Source organism: Actinomyces culturomici (assembly GCF_900499005.1).
In the GTDB taxonomy this organism is placed as follows: domain Bacteria; phylum Actinomycetota; class Actinomycetes; order Actinomycetales; family Actinomycetaceae; genus Pauljensenia; species Pauljensenia culturomici.
In genome coordinates this window covers 889,823-905,010 of the sequence record NZ_LS991316.1, presented here as the reverse complement: position 1 = coordinate 905,010, position 15,188 = coordinate 889,823, and the positions used below count along the sequence as shown (strand labels likewise).

15 protein-coding genes are annotated in these 15,188 nt (G+C 71.5%); 8 read left to right on the top strand and 7 right to left on the bottom strand.

Features of this window, described 5'->3' with window-relative positions; all coding sequences use genetic code 11:
• Positions 1–10 precede the first annotated feature (10 nt).
• Together DY157_RS03910 and DY157_RS03905 are read right to left on the bottom strand one after the other, a co-directional pair.
• Positions 11–691, bottom strand: coding sequence for a TetR/AcrR family transcriptional regulator (locus DY157_RS03910; RefSeq protein ID WP_115727311.1), 681 nt, complete (start codon positions 689–691; stop codon positions 11–13).
• Between the two features lie 119 nt (positions 692–810).
• Positions 811–1,317, bottom strand: coding sequence for a methylated-DNA--[protein]-cysteine S-methyltransferase (locus DY157_RS03905; RefSeq protein WP_115727310.1), 507 nt, complete (start codon positions 1,315–1,317; stop codon positions 811–813).
• Here DY157_RS03905 and DY157_RS03900 point away from each other — a divergent pair.
• Complete coding sequence (locus DY157_RS03900) at positions 1,316–1,702, top strand: hypothetical protein (RefSeq protein ID WP_160159440.1); 387 nt, start codon at positions 1,316–1,318, stop codon at positions 1,700–1,702. The genes DY157_RS03905 and DY157_RS03900 overlap by 2 nt on opposite strands.
• A gap of 45 nt (positions 1,703–1,747) precedes the next feature.
• Here DY157_RS03900 and DY157_RS03895 read toward each other — a convergent pair whose 3' ends face one another.
• The 4 genes from DY157_RS03895 to DY157_RS03880 form a co-directional block, all read right to left on the bottom strand.
• On the bottom strand, positions 1,748–2,317 hold the full coding sequence (locus DY157_RS03895; protein WP_115727308.1) for a cytochrome P450: 570 nt from the start codon (positions 2,315–2,317) through the stop codon (positions 1,748–1,750).
• Between the two features lie 500 nt (positions 2,318–2,817).
• Entirely contained in the window at positions 2,818–4,317 is a 1,500-nt protein-coding gene (gene putP / locus DY157_RS03890) for a sodium/proline symporter PutP (protein WP_115727307.1), read from the bottom strand.
• A 1-nt stretch (position 4,318) separates the two neighbouring features.
• Positions 4,319–5,830, bottom strand: coding sequence for a ribosome biogenesis GTPase Der (gene der / locus DY157_RS03885; RefSeq protein ID WP_456236500.1), 1,512 nt, complete (start codon positions 5,828–5,830; stop codon positions 4,319–4,321).
• A 60-nt stretch (positions 5,831–5,890) separates the two neighbouring features.
• Positions 5,891–7,474: a UDP-N-acetylmuramoyl-L-alanyl-D-glutamate--2,6-diaminopimelate ligase gene (locus tag DY157_RS03880; protein ID WP_115727306.1), complete on the bottom strand. Its 1,584-nt coding sequence runs from the start codon at positions 7,472–7,474 to the stop codon at positions 5,891–5,893.
• A 74-nt stretch (positions 7,475–7,548) separates the two neighbouring features.
• On the opposite strand from DY157_RS03880, the gene pepN reads away from it, so the two are divergent.
• The 7 genes from pepN (at position 7,549) to DY157_RS03845 (ending at position 13,966) form a co-directional block, all read left to right on the top strand.
• Complete coding sequence (gene pepN, locus DY157_RS03875) at positions 7,549–10,107, top strand: aminopeptidase N (protein ID WP_115727305.1); 2,559 nt, start codon at positions 7,549–7,551, stop codon at positions 10,105–10,107.
• Positions 10,104–10,937: a DUF881 domain-containing protein gene (locus DY157_RS03870; RefSeq protein WP_115727921.1), complete on the top strand. Its 834-nt coding sequence runs from the start codon at positions 10,104–10,106 to the stop codon at positions 10,935–10,937. The genes pepN and DY157_RS03870 overlap by 4 nt, the downstream gene beginning before the upstream one ends.
• A 1-nt stretch (position 10,938) precedes the next feature.
• Complete coding sequence (locus DY157_RS03865) at positions 10,939–11,271, top strand: small basic family protein (RefSeq protein WP_115727304.1); 333 nt, start codon at positions 10,939–10,941, stop codon at positions 11,269–11,271.
• Position 11,272: 1 nt separating this feature from the next.
• Positions 11,273–12,037, top strand: coding sequence for a DUF881 domain-containing protein (locus tag DY157_RS03860; protein ID WP_115727303.1), 765 nt, complete (start codon positions 11,273–11,275; stop codon positions 12,035–12,037).
• A 76-nt stretch (positions 12,038–12,113) separates the two neighbouring features.
• Positions 12,114–12,545, top strand: coding sequence for an FHA domain-containing protein (locus DY157_RS03855; protein ID WP_115727302.1), 432 nt, complete (start codon positions 12,114–12,116; stop codon positions 12,543–12,545).
• Complete coding sequence (gene ftsR / locus DY157_RS03850; RefSeq protein ID WP_115727301.1) at positions 12,542–13,300, top strand: transcriptional regulator FtsR; 759 nt, start codon at positions 12,542–12,544, stop codon at positions 13,298–13,300. Before DY157_RS03855 ends, ftsR begins: the two co-directional genes overlap by 4 nt.
• Positions 13,301–13,414: 114 nt before the next feature.
• Positions 13,415–13,966, top strand: coding sequence for a MerR family transcriptional regulator (locus tag DY157_RS03845; RefSeq protein ID WP_115727300.1), 552 nt, complete (start codon positions 13,415–13,417; stop codon positions 13,964–13,966).
• Positions 13,967–14,039: 73 nt separating this feature from the next.
• On the opposite strand, the gene DY157_RS03840 is transcribed toward DY157_RS03845, so the two are convergent.
• On the bottom strand, positions 14,040–15,086 hold the full coding sequence (locus tag DY157_RS03840) for an Hsp70 family protein (protein ID WP_328587398.1): 1,047 nt from the start codon (positions 15,084–15,086) through the stop codon (positions 14,040–14,042).
• Positions 15,087–15,188: the final 102 nt, after the last annotated feature.

The following is a 15,188-nucleotide window of genomic DNA, read 5'->3' as shown; positions in this document are numbered from 1 at the left end:
GCGGAATCGCCTACTCCGGATGGGCGCCTCCGCGCGAGTCGGCGGAGGCGATGTGGGCGAGGTACTGGTCGAGCACCGAGGGGTCGGCGAGGAGCCCCTCGGTGTAGAGCTCGAGCGAGGGGAGGATCTCGTCGGAGCGCACGTCGGACAGGGACGCGACGAAGGCGTCGGGCGACTGATCGGGGGCGGTGAGGAAGCGGATGAGCAGCGCGCCCATGCCCTGTGCGGCGAGGTAGCGCAGTCGCGCCTCCTCGTCCCTCGAGGGCCTGATGAGCCCCGCCTCGACGCTGAGGCGCATCGGCTCGCGCATGGAGTCGACAAGCCGATCGAGGAACTCCCTCGCGGGCGCGCCTCCGTCGCCGATCGCGCGCAGCATGTAGACGAGGAGCTCGGCCATCGGGCCGGGCACGGCGAGGAAGTCGAGGAGATAGGCGGTCGGCCGGTCGATGCCGGTGGATTCGATCTCCATGTAGCGGCGGAGGACCTCGGCGTCGCAGTCGGCGCGCAGTCCCGCCTTCGAGCCGAAGTGGTGGGTGATGAGGCCGGGGGAGACCCTGGCGCGCTCGGCGATCGTCCGCACGGAGGCGCCGAAGCCCTCGTGCGCGAACGCCGAAATGGCGGCGTCGCGGATGCGCGCCTGCGCGGTGAGATCGGCGGCCGGCCGGTCCCCTGCGATCGCTGTTGAACGCATGTCTCAAACGCTATACGCATGTATAGCCCGATGGGAAGGGAATGCGCGTCCGCCCTCGTCGATCGCGAAGGAGGACGAGGGCGGAGGATGCGGAATCGACGAGGGCGGGGCGGCGAACCTCAGGAGGGGAGTCGACCGGCCTCGAAGTCGAGGAGGTACCGCTTCGCGTCGAGCCCTCCGAGGTACCCGCCGAAGGATCCGTCCCGTCGGGTCACTCGGTGGCAGGGCACGACGAGGGGAAGCGGATTGCGCGCGCAGGCCGAGGCGGCGGCGCGATGGGCCCTCGGTCGTCCCGCCTTCTCAGCGAGCCCCGAGTACGTGAGCGTCGTCCCGTAGGGGATCTCGGGAAGGAGGCGCTCGACCTCGGCGTAGAAGCCGGAGGAGAGCGACCAATCGAGGGGAAGGTCGAACGCGCGGCGCGCACCCGTGAAGTACTCGCCGAGCTGGGTCACGGCTCCCGCGAGGGCCTCGGCGTTCTCGACCGGCTCCTCGCCGAGGCGCTCGGCGACCCGTGCGCGGACCTCGTCGAATCCTTCGAGGGCGAAGGCGACGCGGACGAGTCCCTCATCCGTCGCTACGAGCAGGACGTCCCCGATGGGCGTCGACGTCGTCGTCCACTGCAGCATGAGACTCTTCCTTCCTCGGCGCCCTCGGCGCCACGGGGACGAGCGTAGGCCCTCCCGGGCGACGGGCGACGCCGCGCCCCTCGTCGACGCCGAGGGAGCGAAGGGGGCCGTCGCGACCTCCGGCTACGCCCAGCAGACCGGGCACGTCACCGGCCGCATGGGCCTCGGCTCACGGGCCCGCCAGGCGACCGTCGTCGGGCCGGACGCGGGCCTCGCCGATGCCCTTGCGACCGCGCTGCTCGTCGACGGGCGCGAGGGGGCCCGTTGGTTCACGGATTTCGCCAACGCCGACGTCTCGGCATTCCGGCCAGTCTCGCGCTGGGGCGCGATCGTCATCGAGGGCGACGAGCTCCTCCGCCTCGGATCCTGCCGACCGGCCGCCTGAGAACGCGGCGCACGCGCCCCGGGGCGTCCCCGGGGCCGTGGCGCCTCAGGAGCGCGAGCGGGCGAGCAGGCGCACGGGCATCGACTCCCATCCGCCGAGGGGCTCGCTCGCCCTCGTACCCGCACCACCCTCGGCGAGGTCGAATCGATCGAGGAGCGCCCGGATCGCCACCCTCAATTCGGTCGTCGCGAGGCCGCGACCCGGGCAGACGTGGGGGCCGATCCCGTAGACAAGGTTCTTCGCCGCGTTCTCGGCCGGTCGGAACTCGTCGGGATCGCCGAAGGCCTCGGGGTCCCGGTTCGCGCTCGTCCAGTGGATGACGAGACGGTCTCCGGTCTCGAGGGCGTGCTCGCCGAGCATGTGCGGGCACGCGGCGACCCGGCGATTCGACGTGAAGGGGTCGTCGATGCGGAGGGCTTCGTCGATGAAGGTGTCGAGCGTCGCGTCGTCGGCGGCGCGCCACGCGTCCTGGTCCTCAGGGTGGGCGATGAGCCGGGCGACGAGGACGCCGAGGCAGAGCGCGAGCGACCCGAGGTCCCCGCCCGGCCAGTTCCGCAGGATCGAGACGAGCTCGGCGTCCGACAGGGGAGTCCCGTCCTCCTTCGTCACCGCCATGAGATCCGTCGTGAGGTCGCGGGGGACTCCCGGCGCGCGCCGCTCCTCGAGGAGCGAGCGGATGATCGCGTCGAAGCGCTCGGCGACCGCGCGCGTCCGCTCGAGCTCCCCGGACCGCGAAGAGCGACCCGAATCCGGTCACCGCGTCGACGACTCCCTCGGGCAGCCACGCGACGACCTCGCGCGCGACCTCGGCGAGGGCGGGTTCGGCGCGGCCGATCGTCTCCGCGTCGAGGAAGGGGTCGAGGATCCGCCGCATCTCGGCGTGCTCGGCGCCATCGAGCCCGTTGGGCACCTGGAGGAATCGCGAGACCTTCGAGGAGAAGACCTCGGGCGAGGTCGCGACCTCGACGGCCTCTGCGTGGGCGGTGACGATGAGGCGTCCCGCCTCGTCGCGGTGGGTGGTCATGGGGCCTCCTGGAGTCGGGCCCGGGCGCCCGGGCGCGTTCCATCATGGCCCCGCGGCCGCCGCCGCGCAGCAGGATCGACGAGGTCGGGGCTCAGCTCCTGGAGAGCGCCTTCTCCATGGCGTCGAACTGGGCGTCGACCTCCGGATTCGGCCGCCAGGTCCGGCGCGACACGAGGACCGCGACGACGAGGTTGAGGAGGAAGCCGGGGACGATCTCGTACATCGCGTTCGACAGGACGTCGACCGTGCCCCACACGTAGGTCATCACCGCGCCGGAGACGAGGCCGGCGAAGGCTCCGGTCGACGTGAGGCGCCTCCAGTAGAGGCTGAGGAGGAGGAGCGGTCCGAAGGACGCGCCGAATCCCGCCCAGGCGAAGGCGACGAGCCCGAGGATCGCGTTGTTCTTGTCGAGGGCGAGCATCATCGCGACGAGCGCGACGATGAGGACGCCGACGCGGCCGAGGAACAGCTTGCGCTGGGGCGACCACACGCGCCCCGTGAGGGCGAGGAGATCCTCGACGAGGGCGGAGGAGCAGACGACGAGCTGGCTCGACATCGTCGACATGATCGCCGCGAGGACGGCGGCGAGGATGAAGCCCGCGACGAAGGGGTGGAGGAAGATCCTCGACATCGTGAGGAACACGGTCTCCGGATCGGAGAGGGTGAACTCGGGGTGCCGGCCGATGCAGCCGATGGCGATGAGCGCGGTCGAGATCGCGCCGAAGGCGGTCGCGACCATCCAGAGGAACGAGATCCGGCGGGCGACGGCCGCCTCGCGCGGGGAGCGCAGCGCCATGAAGCGGACGATGATGTGCGGCTGACCGAAGTAGCCGAGGCCCCAGGCGGCCGTCGAGATGACGCCGATGATCCACAGGAGCGGACCCTTGTCGTGCCAGCCGGCGAAGAGGTTGAGGGCGTCGGGGTTGATCGCCCGCATCGCATCGGCCGCGGGGCCGAAGCCGCCGAGGTCGACGAGGGCGACGACGGGGACGCAGATGAGAGCGGCGAGCATGAGGAGTCCCTGGGCGACGTCCGTGAGGGTCGCGCCGAGGAAGCCGCCGAAGGCCGTGTAGACGAGGGTGATCGCGGCGACGATGAGCATGCCGACGAGGTAGTGGAGCCCGAAGCTCGCCTCGAAGAACTTGCCGGCGGCGACCATGCCGGAGGACACGTAGAAGGTGAAGAAGACGAGGATGACGAGCGCCGCCGCGATCCGCAGCGGCCTGCCGCCCTCGCCGTGACGGTTGGCGAGGAAGGACGGGATCGTGATCGAGTTCTCCGCGATCTCCGAGTACGCGCGCAGGCGCGGGGCGACGAACTTCCAGTTGAGCCACGCGCCGATCGTGAGGTCGATCGCGATCCACGACTCGTAGAGGCCGGAGGCGTAGATCGCGCCGGGCAGGCCCATGAGGAGCCACGCCGACATGTCCGCCGCGTTCGCGGACAGGGCGGCGACGACGGGGGAGAGGCCGCGCTCGGCGAGCATGTACCCGTCGAAACTCCGGGTCCGCCGGTACGCGTACCAGCCGATCGAGAGCATCATCGCGAAGTAGATCGCGATGGCGATGAGCTGGAAGCCGTGGTCGCTCATGTCACTTCCTCCTGCGCTCGCGCACGCGCATCGAGAGTTGGATGGGGGTGCCCTCGAAGCCGAACTCCTCGCGGAGGCGCCGCTCGATGAAGCGGCGGTAGCCCGGGTCGAGGAAGCCGGTCGTGAAGAGGACGAAGCGGGGCGGGCGGCTCTGCGCCTGCGTGCCGAACAGGATGCGCGGTTGCTTGCCGCCGCGCAGCGGATGCGGGTGCGCGGCGACGAGCTGGCCGAGGAAGGCGTTGAGGCGCCCGGTCGGGATACGGGTCTCCCAGCCCTCGAACGCGGTGTCGAGCGCGCGGGCGATGCGGTTCGTGTGCCAGGCGGTCTTCGCCGAGAGGTTGATCCGCGGGGCCCAGCCGACCTGGACGAGCTCGCGCTCGATCTCGGACTTGATCTCCTTCTGGCGCTCCTCGTCGACGAGGTCCCACTTGTTCGTCACGATGACGAGGGCGCGGCCGGCGTCGACGACCTGCTGGACGACGCGGACGTCCTGCTCGGTGAGCGGCTGGGAGCCGTCGAAGAGGACGAGGGCGACCTCGGCCTTCTCGAGGGCGGCCTGCGTGCGGATCGACGCGTAGTAGTCGGCGCCGGTCGTCCGGTGCATCTTGCGGCGGATGCCGGCGGTGTCGACGAACCACCAGAGGCGCCCGTCGAGCTCGACGAGCTCGTCGACGGGATCGCGGGTCGTGCCCGCGAGGTCGTCGACGACGACGCGCTCGGCGCGCGCGAGGGCGTTGAGGAGCGAGGACTTGCCGACGTTCGGACGGCCGACGAGGGCGACGCGGCGCGGCCCGCCCTTCGGCAGGGCGGTCGCGACGGCGGACTGAGCGGGAAGGACCTCGAGCACGGCGTCGAGGAGGTCTCCGGTGCCGCGGCCGTGGAGCGCGGAGATCGGGTGGGGCTCGCCCATGCCGAGGCTCCACAGGTAGGCGGCGTCCGCCTCCTGCATGGGGGAGTCGACCTTGTTCGCGGCGAGGACGACCGGCTTGCCCTTCGAGCGGAGCATCTCGACGATCCGCTCGTCGGAGGCGGTGACGCCGACGGTCGCGTCGAGGACGAGGAGGACGGCGTCGGCGAGGTCGACGGCGATCTCCGCCTGCTCGGCGACGGACCGATCGATGCCCTTGACGTCGACCTCCCAGCCGCCGGTGTCGACGACCGTGAAGTCGCGCCCCGCCCATTCGGCGGGGTAGGAGACGCGGTCGCGGGTGACGCCCGGGGTGTCCTGGACGACGGCCTCGCGCCGACCGAGGATCCGGTTGACGAGGGTCGACTTGCCGACGTTGGGCCGCCCGACGATCGCGAGGACGGGGAGACCGGCCTCGGGTCCCTCGTCCCGGAGGTCCTCGGCATCGGAGTCGAGGAGGGCGAGATCCTCCTCGTCGAGGTCGAAGAGCTCGAGGTTGCGCCGCATCTGGGCGGCGCGCAGCTCGGTCTCCTCGGGGGAGAGAGCCTCGGCGAGGTCGTCGTTCACCGTCTCGGGCGCGTATTCGGGCGAGAAATCGTCAGTCACCCGCCCATCCTACGGGGACGGCCGCGCCGAACGGCGATCCGGCCGTCCGCCGGGCGGATCTCACACGTGCGAGCGCAGGTCGTACTTGAGGACCTCGCGGGCGACGGGGACGTCGTTGTACTCGTGCTTGATCCCCTCGATGTCCTGGTACCACTCGGCTCCCTTGCCGGTGATGATCACCGTGTCGCCGGGCCGGGCGGCGAGGATCGCGCGGCGCACGGCGTCGCGACGGCACGTCGTCGTCTCGACGACGCCCGCCATGTCGGGCCGGACCGAGGCGATGCCGCGCAGGAGGTAGTCGCGGATCGACTGGGGGTCCTCGGTGTGCGGGTTCTCGTCGGTCACCCACAGGCGGTCCGCCTCGCGCGCGGCGATGGCGGCGAGCTCCTCGCGCTTCGACGCGTCGCGGTCGCCGTCGGTTCCGAAGACGATGTGGAGCTCGCCCGCGGTGAGCGCCCGGGTCGAGCGGAGCGTCCATTCGAGGGCTTCGGGGGTGTGCGCGTAGTCGACGATGACGAGCGGCTGGTTGCCGGGCTCGGGGTTGACCTTCTCCATGCGCCCGGGGATCTGCTCGGCGCCCTCGAGCGCCTCGATGACGGCGTCGACGTCGTACCCGAGCTGGGCGACGGACACGACCGCGACCGCGGTGTTCTGGACGTTGACGTCCCCGAGGATCGGCATCTCGACGCGGTGGCGCGCCCCATCCGGATCGACGAGGGCGAAGACGACGCGCCCGATCGAAGTGTCCGGATGGACGTCCTCGACGCGCCAGTCGGCCTCGGCGTCCGTAAGGGCGGAGACCGTGACGACGGGGACCTCGGCCTCGGCGGCGAGCCGCTTGCCCCACTCGTCGTCGACGCAAACGACGCCGCGCTTCGAGTGGACGGGCATGAAGAGCTCCTTCTTCGCGGCGAAGTAGTGCTCCATATCGCCGTAGTAGTCGAGGTGGTCGTGCTGGAGGTTGGTGAAGGCGGCGACGTCGAAGACGACGCCGTCGACCCGTCCGAAGCTCAGGGCGTGCGAACTCGTCTCGATGACCGCGGCGCCGAGCCCCTTCTCGAGGGCCAGGGCGAGGAAGCGCTCAACGACGGGCGCCTCGGCGGTCGTCTGGTCGGAGCGGAAGCGCAGCGACCCGATCCGCGTCTCGACCGTGCCGCACAGGGCCGCGTCGTCGAATGCGACGCCGAGAGCGGCGCGCATGAGGAAGGACGTCGTCGTCTTCCCGTTCGTTCCGGTGACGGCGAGGGTCGTGAGCCTCTCGGCCGGCGCGCCGAGGATCGTGCGGGCGAGGATCGCGGCGGCCGAGCGCGGATCCTCGACGACGACCGCGGGCATGTCGATCCCGTCCTCGCGCGCCTTCGCCGCGCCCTCGTCGTCGGTGAGAAGAACGGTCGCCCCGGCCTCGTGGGCGGCCCGAGCGAAGCGGACGCCGTGCTGGGTGAGTCCGGGGATCGCGATGAAGATCCAGCCGGGCGCGCAGTCGTTCGAACTCACCGTCGCGCCGCTCACCTCGATCGCGCCGATCGCGGCGTCGTCGAGCGGAGCGCCCGCGGACGAGAGGATCGCGGAGGTCGCGATACCCTCGAGGGCGAGGGACAGGGGGAGTGGGGCGACGGAGGGGCGGATGTCGGCGACGGAGCTCATGGCGGAAACTCTACCGCCGAGACTCGCCCGACCCGCTGCGCCGGAGCCGGTGGCGCGCCCCTAGACTCGGAGCCATGCGACCTCTCTCCCGGATTGAAGCCCTCGAGCGCGCCGACGCGATCGCCCTCGAGACCGTGCGCGTCGAACTCGACCTTCGAGGGGCGGGAGAAGCGGATGCGGTGGTCTTCCCTGTCCGTTCGATCCTCCGACTGACCGCGCGCACTGAGTCGACGTTCCTCGACGTCGCCGGAGAGGTCGAGGCGCTGCGGATCGACGGCGAGGAGCGCGAGGTCCGTCACGAGGACGAGCACCTCGCCCTCGAGGGCCTCCCGATCGGACGCGAGGTCGAGGTGGAGGTCTCCGCGCTGTGCCGCTATTCGCGCACCGGCGAGGGCCTCCACCGCTACGTCGATCCGGAGGACTCCCGCGTCTACCTCTACACGCAGTTCGAGCCCAACGACGCGCACCGTGCCTGGCCCTGCTTCGACCAGCCCGATCTCAAGGCGCGCTGGACATTCGTCGTCGACGCGCCGGCCGATTGGGTCGTCGTCTCGAACGGAGCCGAGGAGTCCGTCGAAGAGGTCGAGGGCGGGACCCGTCGGACCTTCGCGGAGACGCGACCGCTCTCGAGCTACATCACCGCGGTCGTCGCGGGCGAGTGGGCGGTCGTCGACGGCGGAGTCTGGAGCGGCGGCGCGGCCGACTCGGCGCGCATCGACGTCCCCCTGAGGCTCCTGTGCCGCTCGGCCCTCGCGCCCTCGATGGACTCCGAGGATCTCCTCGCCGTCACCCGCGCCGGACTCGACTTCTACCACTCCGTCTACGGGACGACCTACCCGTGGGGGACCTACGACCAGGTCTTCGTCCCCGAGTACAACCTCGGGGCGATGGAGAACCCCGGGTGCGTGACCTTCACCGAAACCTACCTCTCGCGCGAAGCGCCGACCTTCGCCGAGCGACAGAAGCGGGCGAACACGATCCTCCACGAGATGTGCCACATGTGGTTCGGCGACCTCGTCACGCCGAAGTGGTGGGACGACCTCTGGCTCAAGGAGTCCTTCGCCGAGAACCAGGGCGCGATGGCCGCCGCACGCGCGACCGAGTACGCGGGGGAGCGGGCCGCCTTCGCCGTCGGGCGCAAGGTGTGGGCCTACGAGCAGGACCAGATGCCGACGACCCACCCGATCGCCGCCGATATCCCCGACGTCGGAGCGGCGAAGACGAACTTCGACGGGATCACCTACGCGAAGGGCGCCGCCGTCCTCAACCAGCTCGTCGCCTGGGTGGGGGAGGACGCCTTCTTCGCCGGCGCCCGCGAGTACTTCCGCCGCCACGCCTTCTCCTCCGCGACCCTCTCCGACCTCGTCGCCTGCCTCGAGGAGTCCTCGGGCGAGGACCTCGGCGGATGGGTCGACGCGTGGCTGCGCACGTCGGGACCGGCCGTCCTCGCCGCCTCCTGGGAGGTCGACGAGGCCGGGGCGGTGCGCGCGTTCCGACTCGTCGACGAGGGCCCGGAGCCGGGGATCCGCCCCCACCGCCTCGCAGTCTCGACCTGGGCGGTCGAGGGCGGGACCCTCGTCCAGCGGAACGCCTTCGACGTCCGAATGACCGGGGCGAGCGCCGACATCGACCCCAAGGGCGTCCTCGCGCATCCGGGCGCGGCCGCCGACCTCGACCTCGTCGTCGTCAACGACGGCGACCTCACGTACGCGGTCTCGCGCCTCGACGCGCGCTCGACCGACACGGCGCTCGCCTTCCTCCCGACCTGCCCCGACCTCACGACGCGCTGCGTCGTCTGGGCGTCGCTCTGGAACGCCCTGCGCGACGGACTCCTCGATCCGCGACGTTTCATCCCCGCCGCGCTGCGCGCCGCCGAGGCCGAAGCCGATGAGACGCTCGCCGACCGGCTCGTCGCGATGGCCCGCGACGCGATCCTCTCCTTCCTCCCCGGTTCGGCGCGCCCCGAGTTCGCCCGAGATTTCGAGCGCGCCGCGATCCGAATCGCGCGGTCCGCCCCCGCCGATCGCGCGCGAACGTGGACGCGCGCCCTCATCGCGCTTCTTCCGACCGCTGCGGACGAGGAGGCGATCGCCGTCGTCCGCGGCATCGCCGACGCCTCGACGGATACGGGCTGGCTCGCGCGCGCGGCCCTCGCCGCCCGCGGCCTCCTCGACCGCGACGCCCTCGAGGCCGCCTACGCCGCCGCCCCGACCGGTGAGGCGGCCCGTCACCTCGTCCGCGCCCGCGCCGCCCTTCCCGACGCCGACGCCCTCGAGGAGGCATGGGCGCTCATCACCGGGCCCGGCGCCGTCAACGACCGCCTGAGCGCCGCCTTCGCGGGCCTCGCGATGTCGACGCGCACCGGCGAGTCGGTCGTCCCCCGCGCGCTCGACGCCCTCGAGTCCTTCTGGAACTCCCGCACGATCGGACTCGGCATCCGCTACGTCCGCGGCGCCCTCCTCGGCGGCGTCGACCTCGAGGACGAGGCCTCGCGGACCGATCGCGTCGACCGGGTCGACGCCTGGCTCGCCGCCCACCCGGACGCCCCAGCGCCTCTCGCGCGCCTCCTCGTCGAGCACGCCGACGACGCTCGGCGGTCCTTGCGCGTCCAGGAGCGGTGGGCGAAGCGATGAGCGAACCCGAACGCGAGCCGAAGCGGGGAGGAGGATGCGACCCCGCGGCCTCGATGTCGCTGCTCACGCAGCTGCTCTCCAACCCGCTCGACGCCGGGTACACCGACCACGCTGAGCAGGCCCACGGCCTCCTGCGCTGGTGGCAGCGGCTTCTCGTCCTCCTGTTCTCGCTCGCCCTCGGACTCGGCTCGGTCGCCGCGGTCGGCGCCCTGCGCGACGCCAACGCCCACTCGGCCGCCTCGGTCCTCGTCGATCAGGCCCAGTCGAAGCGCGCGACCGTCGAAGCCCTCCAGGACGACGTCCAGTCGCTCTCCGCCAGGGTGAACGCCGCGGTCGGAACGCAGGGGGCGGTCCCCGCGCTCGATCCGAACCTCGCGCTCGCCAACTCCCTCACTCCGGTCGACGGCCCCGGCCTCGTCGTCACCCTCAAGGACTCCGAGTCCGCCACGACCCTCGCGAAGGGGACGCGCGGGGCGGTGCGGGACCTCGACCTCAACGTCGTCGTCAACGCCCTGTGGTCCGCCGGCGCCGAGGCCATCGCGATCAACGGCATCCGGATCGGCCCGGGAACCTTCATCCGGACCGCCGGCTCGGTGATCCTCGTCAACATCACGCCCGTCCAATCGCCCTACGAGGTGAGCGCGATCGGCGACGCCAACGCCCTCTCCGTCGCCCTCGTGCGCGGATCAACGGGCGACTTCCTCTCGAGCGCGGAATCGGTCAACGGGATCACCGTGAAGACCGCCGCCGACTCGACCCTCGAACTGCCCGGCCTCGACCTGCGCACGACTCGCGAGGCCGAGGCGATCCCATCGAACGAAGGGAACTGACGTGCTCGCGATCATCGGACTGGCGGTGGGGATCCTCCTCGGCCTCTACATCGACCCGACGGTGCCGACCTGGCTCCAGCCGTTCCTCCCGGTCGCCGTCGTCGCGGGGCTCGACGCCCTCTTCGGCGCGACGAGGGCCTGGCTCGAAGGAGCCTTCCACGACCGGGTCTTCGTCATGTCGTTCTTCTGGAACGTCGTCGTCGCCTGCCTCCTCGTCCTCCTCGGAACACAGCTCGGCGTCGGCTCCGCGATGACGACCGCGGTCGTCGTCGTCCTCGGCATCCGCATCTTCTCGAACACGGCGTCGATCCGCCGACTGATCTTCAAGGCCTGACATGTCCTCGCCCGTCATCGAGCCGCACCACGACGACAGGGACCGCGGGGGTCCGCTCCTGCCCCGCATCGGCCGCGCCGTCTTCGCCGCGCCCCGCGCGATGCACGTGCTCCTCCTCGTCATCTGCCTCGTCCTCGGCTTCGCCCTCGTCACCCAGGTCCGCGCCCAGCGCTCCGACCCCCTCGACTCGCTCTCCCAGGACGACCTCGTCGTCCTCCTCTCCGAGCTCAACGCCCAGGAGGACTCCCTGCGCAAGGAGAGAAGCTCCCTCCAATCCCAGGTCGCCGAACTCGAGAACGCAGCGTCCGAACAGGAGGCCGCGGCGGAGGCCGCCCGCAAGGCCGACCAGCAGGCGCGCATCAACGCCGGCACCGTCGCCGTCCACGGGCCGGGCGTCCTCATGCGCGTGAGCGACGACGCCGACGCCCTGTCGGCGACCGAATTCGTCATGACGCTGGGGGAGCTGCGCAACGCGGGCGCGGAGGCGATCGAGCTCAACGGGGTGCGCCTCTCGACCCGCTCGGCCTTCACCTCGCGCGACGGGGTCGTCTCGGTCGACGGCACGACGATCTCCTCGCCCTACGACTGGCGGATCGTCGGCGACGCGCAGACGATCTCCACGGCGCTCGAGATCCAGGCGGGCTCGGCCGCGCAGATGCGCGCGAAGGGCGCGAAGGTCTCGATCACGGAGTCCGACGACCTCGTCATCGAGTCGGTCGCCACCGTCCTCGAACCGAAGTACGCCGAGGTCGCGAAGTCCGAATGACCCGTCGATCGGGTGGATTCGGGTTCGAGCGCCTAGACTGACCCCAACATCACCAGTCGCCGACCAGGGAGGGACGATGGAGCCGTCGCAGGACTTCGATCCGACCGCCACATCCGTATTCGGACTGTCGCCCGCGGAGGACCAGACCGATTCCCCGGTCGTCCTCTCCGCGCGCGATCGCGAGGCCGTCGAGGCCCTCCCCGCCGGTTCGGCGCTCCTCATCGTCCAGCGCGGTCCGAACACCGGCGCCCGATTCCTCCTCGACCCCGAGGTGACGTACGCCGGGCGCTCCCCGAAGTCGGACATCTTCCTCGACGACGTCACCGTCTCGCGCAAGCACTGCCAGTTCATCGCCGAGGACGGCGGCCACGTCGTCCGCGACTCCGGCTCCCTCAACGGCACCTACGTCAACCGCGAACGCGTCGATCAGGTGCGTCTCAAGGCCGGCGACGAGGTCCAGATCGGCAAGTACCGCCTCACCTACCAGCCCTCGACGCGCACGGCATGAGCGCGGCGGAGTCCCTCGCCGCCCCGCAGTCCGCTCCCGAGCCCTGGCCGCGCGGGGCGGATCGTCGTCCCGTGCACTCGATCGGGCAGGTCGTCGGCGAGCTCAAGGCGGAGTTCCCCGCCATCACCCTCTCGAAGGTCCGCTTCCTCGAGGAGCAGGGGCTGGTGACGCCGGCCCGCACGGGCGCCGGCTACCGGAAGTACTCGCGGGCCGACATCGAGCGCCTCCGCTTCGTCCTCGCCGCGCAGCGCGACTCGTTCACGCCGCTCAAGGTCATCGGGGACCAGCTCCGCGCCCTCGACGCCGGTCACGAGGTCGAGACGGCCCGTTCGGCGCGCGTCGTCGCCTCCGAGGGCCGGGTCGTCGCCCCCTCGAACGCCCGCTCCATCTCCGCGCGCGATCTCTCCGATCTCACGGGGGTCGACCTCGACGGGCTCGAGCGCTACGTGCGCCTCGGGATCATCGCCCCCGACATCGCCGGGTACTTCCCGGCACGTGCCCTCCAGATCGTCCAGATCCTCGTCCAGCTCGAGGCCCAGGGCTTCGACGCGCGCCTCCTGCGCTCCGTGCGCACCGGCGCCGAGCGGAGCGCGGACATCGTCGACCAGACGGTCTCCTCCCAGACCTCCCGGCGCCGCTCCGGCGACGTCGAACGTGCTCACGCCCTCGTGGGGGAGTGCGGCGAGCTCCTCGCCGATCTCCACCGCGAACTCCTGCGCGTCAGCCTCTCCCAGCTGCAGTCGAGCGGCGGCTGAAACCCTCGACCTCTACTTGAAGGTGAGGCTCGCCGCGTGGATCGTTGACCGACCCCCGCCCAGCGCCTAGCGTGGAGTCACCGTCAACGATCGATCCCTTCGAAGGAGTGCTCCGTGAGCGCCGAACCCCGTGAAGCCGCGACGCGGCAGGCCATGCTCTTCGGCGACCCCCTCGAAGGACTCGAGGGCGACGATCTCGGCTATCGCGGACCCGTCGCCTGCACGGCGGCCGGCATCACGTACCGCCAGCTCGACTACTGGGCGCGCACCGGCCTGCTTCAGCCCTCGGTTCGCGCGGCGCGCGGCTCGGGCTCGCAGCGCCTCTACTCGTTCAAGGACATCCTCGTCCTCAAGATCGTGAAGAAGCTCCTCGACACCGGCGTCTCCCTCCAGCAGGTGCGCACCGCCGTCGTCCAGCTCCAGGACAGGGGAGTGGACGACCTCGCCTCGATCACGCTCATGAGCGACGGCGCCTCCGTCTACGAGTGCACGTCGACCGACGAGGTCATCGACCTCCTCCAGGGCGGGCAGGGCGTCTTCGGCATCGCCGTCGGGCGCGTGTGGCGCGAGGTCGAGGGAACGCTCGCCGACCTGCCGATCGAGCGCCTCGGCGAGCACGTCGACGAACTCGCCGAGCGTCGCCGCCGCAAGCGCTCGGCCTCCTGAGTCTTCCCGCCTTCAGGGGCGCGGAGGGGGCGCCGACTCCGGTCGGCGTCCCCTCCGCGTCTTCAGCGCGGCGTCAGCGTCCGAGCCGCGCCGAGGCGGTGAAGCCCGATTCGACGTCGACGATCTCGACGTCGACGATGCCGTTCTCGTCGACCGCGTAGCGCTCTTCGACGAGGGGACCGCGCTCCGTCCGAATGACGGCGACGCGCGTGAGGTCGACGCCGACCTGCTGGAGATTCCGATCGAAGGGCATGAGGAGTTCCCCGCAGGGCGCGACCTCGCCGCGCGGCACGCCGAAGGCGTCGGCCTGGCGGTATTCGACGAAGCGGTAGTAGCCGAGGTTGTGGGCGGCGCGGTATCGGCGCGTGACGACCGTCCGGGCGCCGGGCGTCCACCGGGCGTCCGGGGGGAGCAGCGGGTCGAAGGAGACCGCCTGTCCGGCGTCGATCTCGCGGAAGACGCCGACGCCGCGCGAGAGCCGGTCGGTGACGGAGTAGCCCGCGCCCTCGTCGGCCGCGATGGCGAGGCCGATGGCGGTCGACCCCGCGGTGTGGGGCGAGCGGTGGACGCGCCGCCCGAAGCGGGCGCGGAGGATCCGCGAGACGAGCGGGAGCTGCGAGGCGCCGCCGACGACGTAGAGGCCGGCGACGGAGTCGGGGAGGACGCGGCCGTCCTCGGAATCGGCGAGGAGCGGATCGAGGACCTCGAGCGTGTGGTCGACGAGGGCGGTCGCCGCGTCGTAGTAGGCGGAGACGGGCACGGAGACGTCGACGCCGCGCACGTCGATGGAAATCGCGCGCGTCTGAGGGGCGAGGGACTCCTTCGCGATGCGCGCCTCGTCGAGGAGCCGCATCCATTCGTCCTCCGCGAGGTCGGCGAGGCGCAGCCCGGCGGCCTCGACCGCGGTCTTCGCGAGCACCATGTCGAAGTCGTCGCCGCCGAGGAGGTTGTCGCCGCGGGAGTCGACGACGGTGTGGGCGGTGCCCGTCGCCTCGACGAGGGAGGCGTCGAAGGTGCCGCCGCCGAGGTCGTAGACGAGGACGGAGGTGCGGCGGGAGTTGAGGGTGCCCGCGTGGCGGGGCGGGGACTCGAAGCCCGCGGCGGGGGGGTCGGTGGGCATCTCGAGGACCGGCCAGCCCGCGAGGCGGGAGGCCCCGGGCGGGGGGGAGGGGCGGGGCGGGCTCCTATAACAAACTGACGCGGGCGGCGGAAGAAGGGGGGG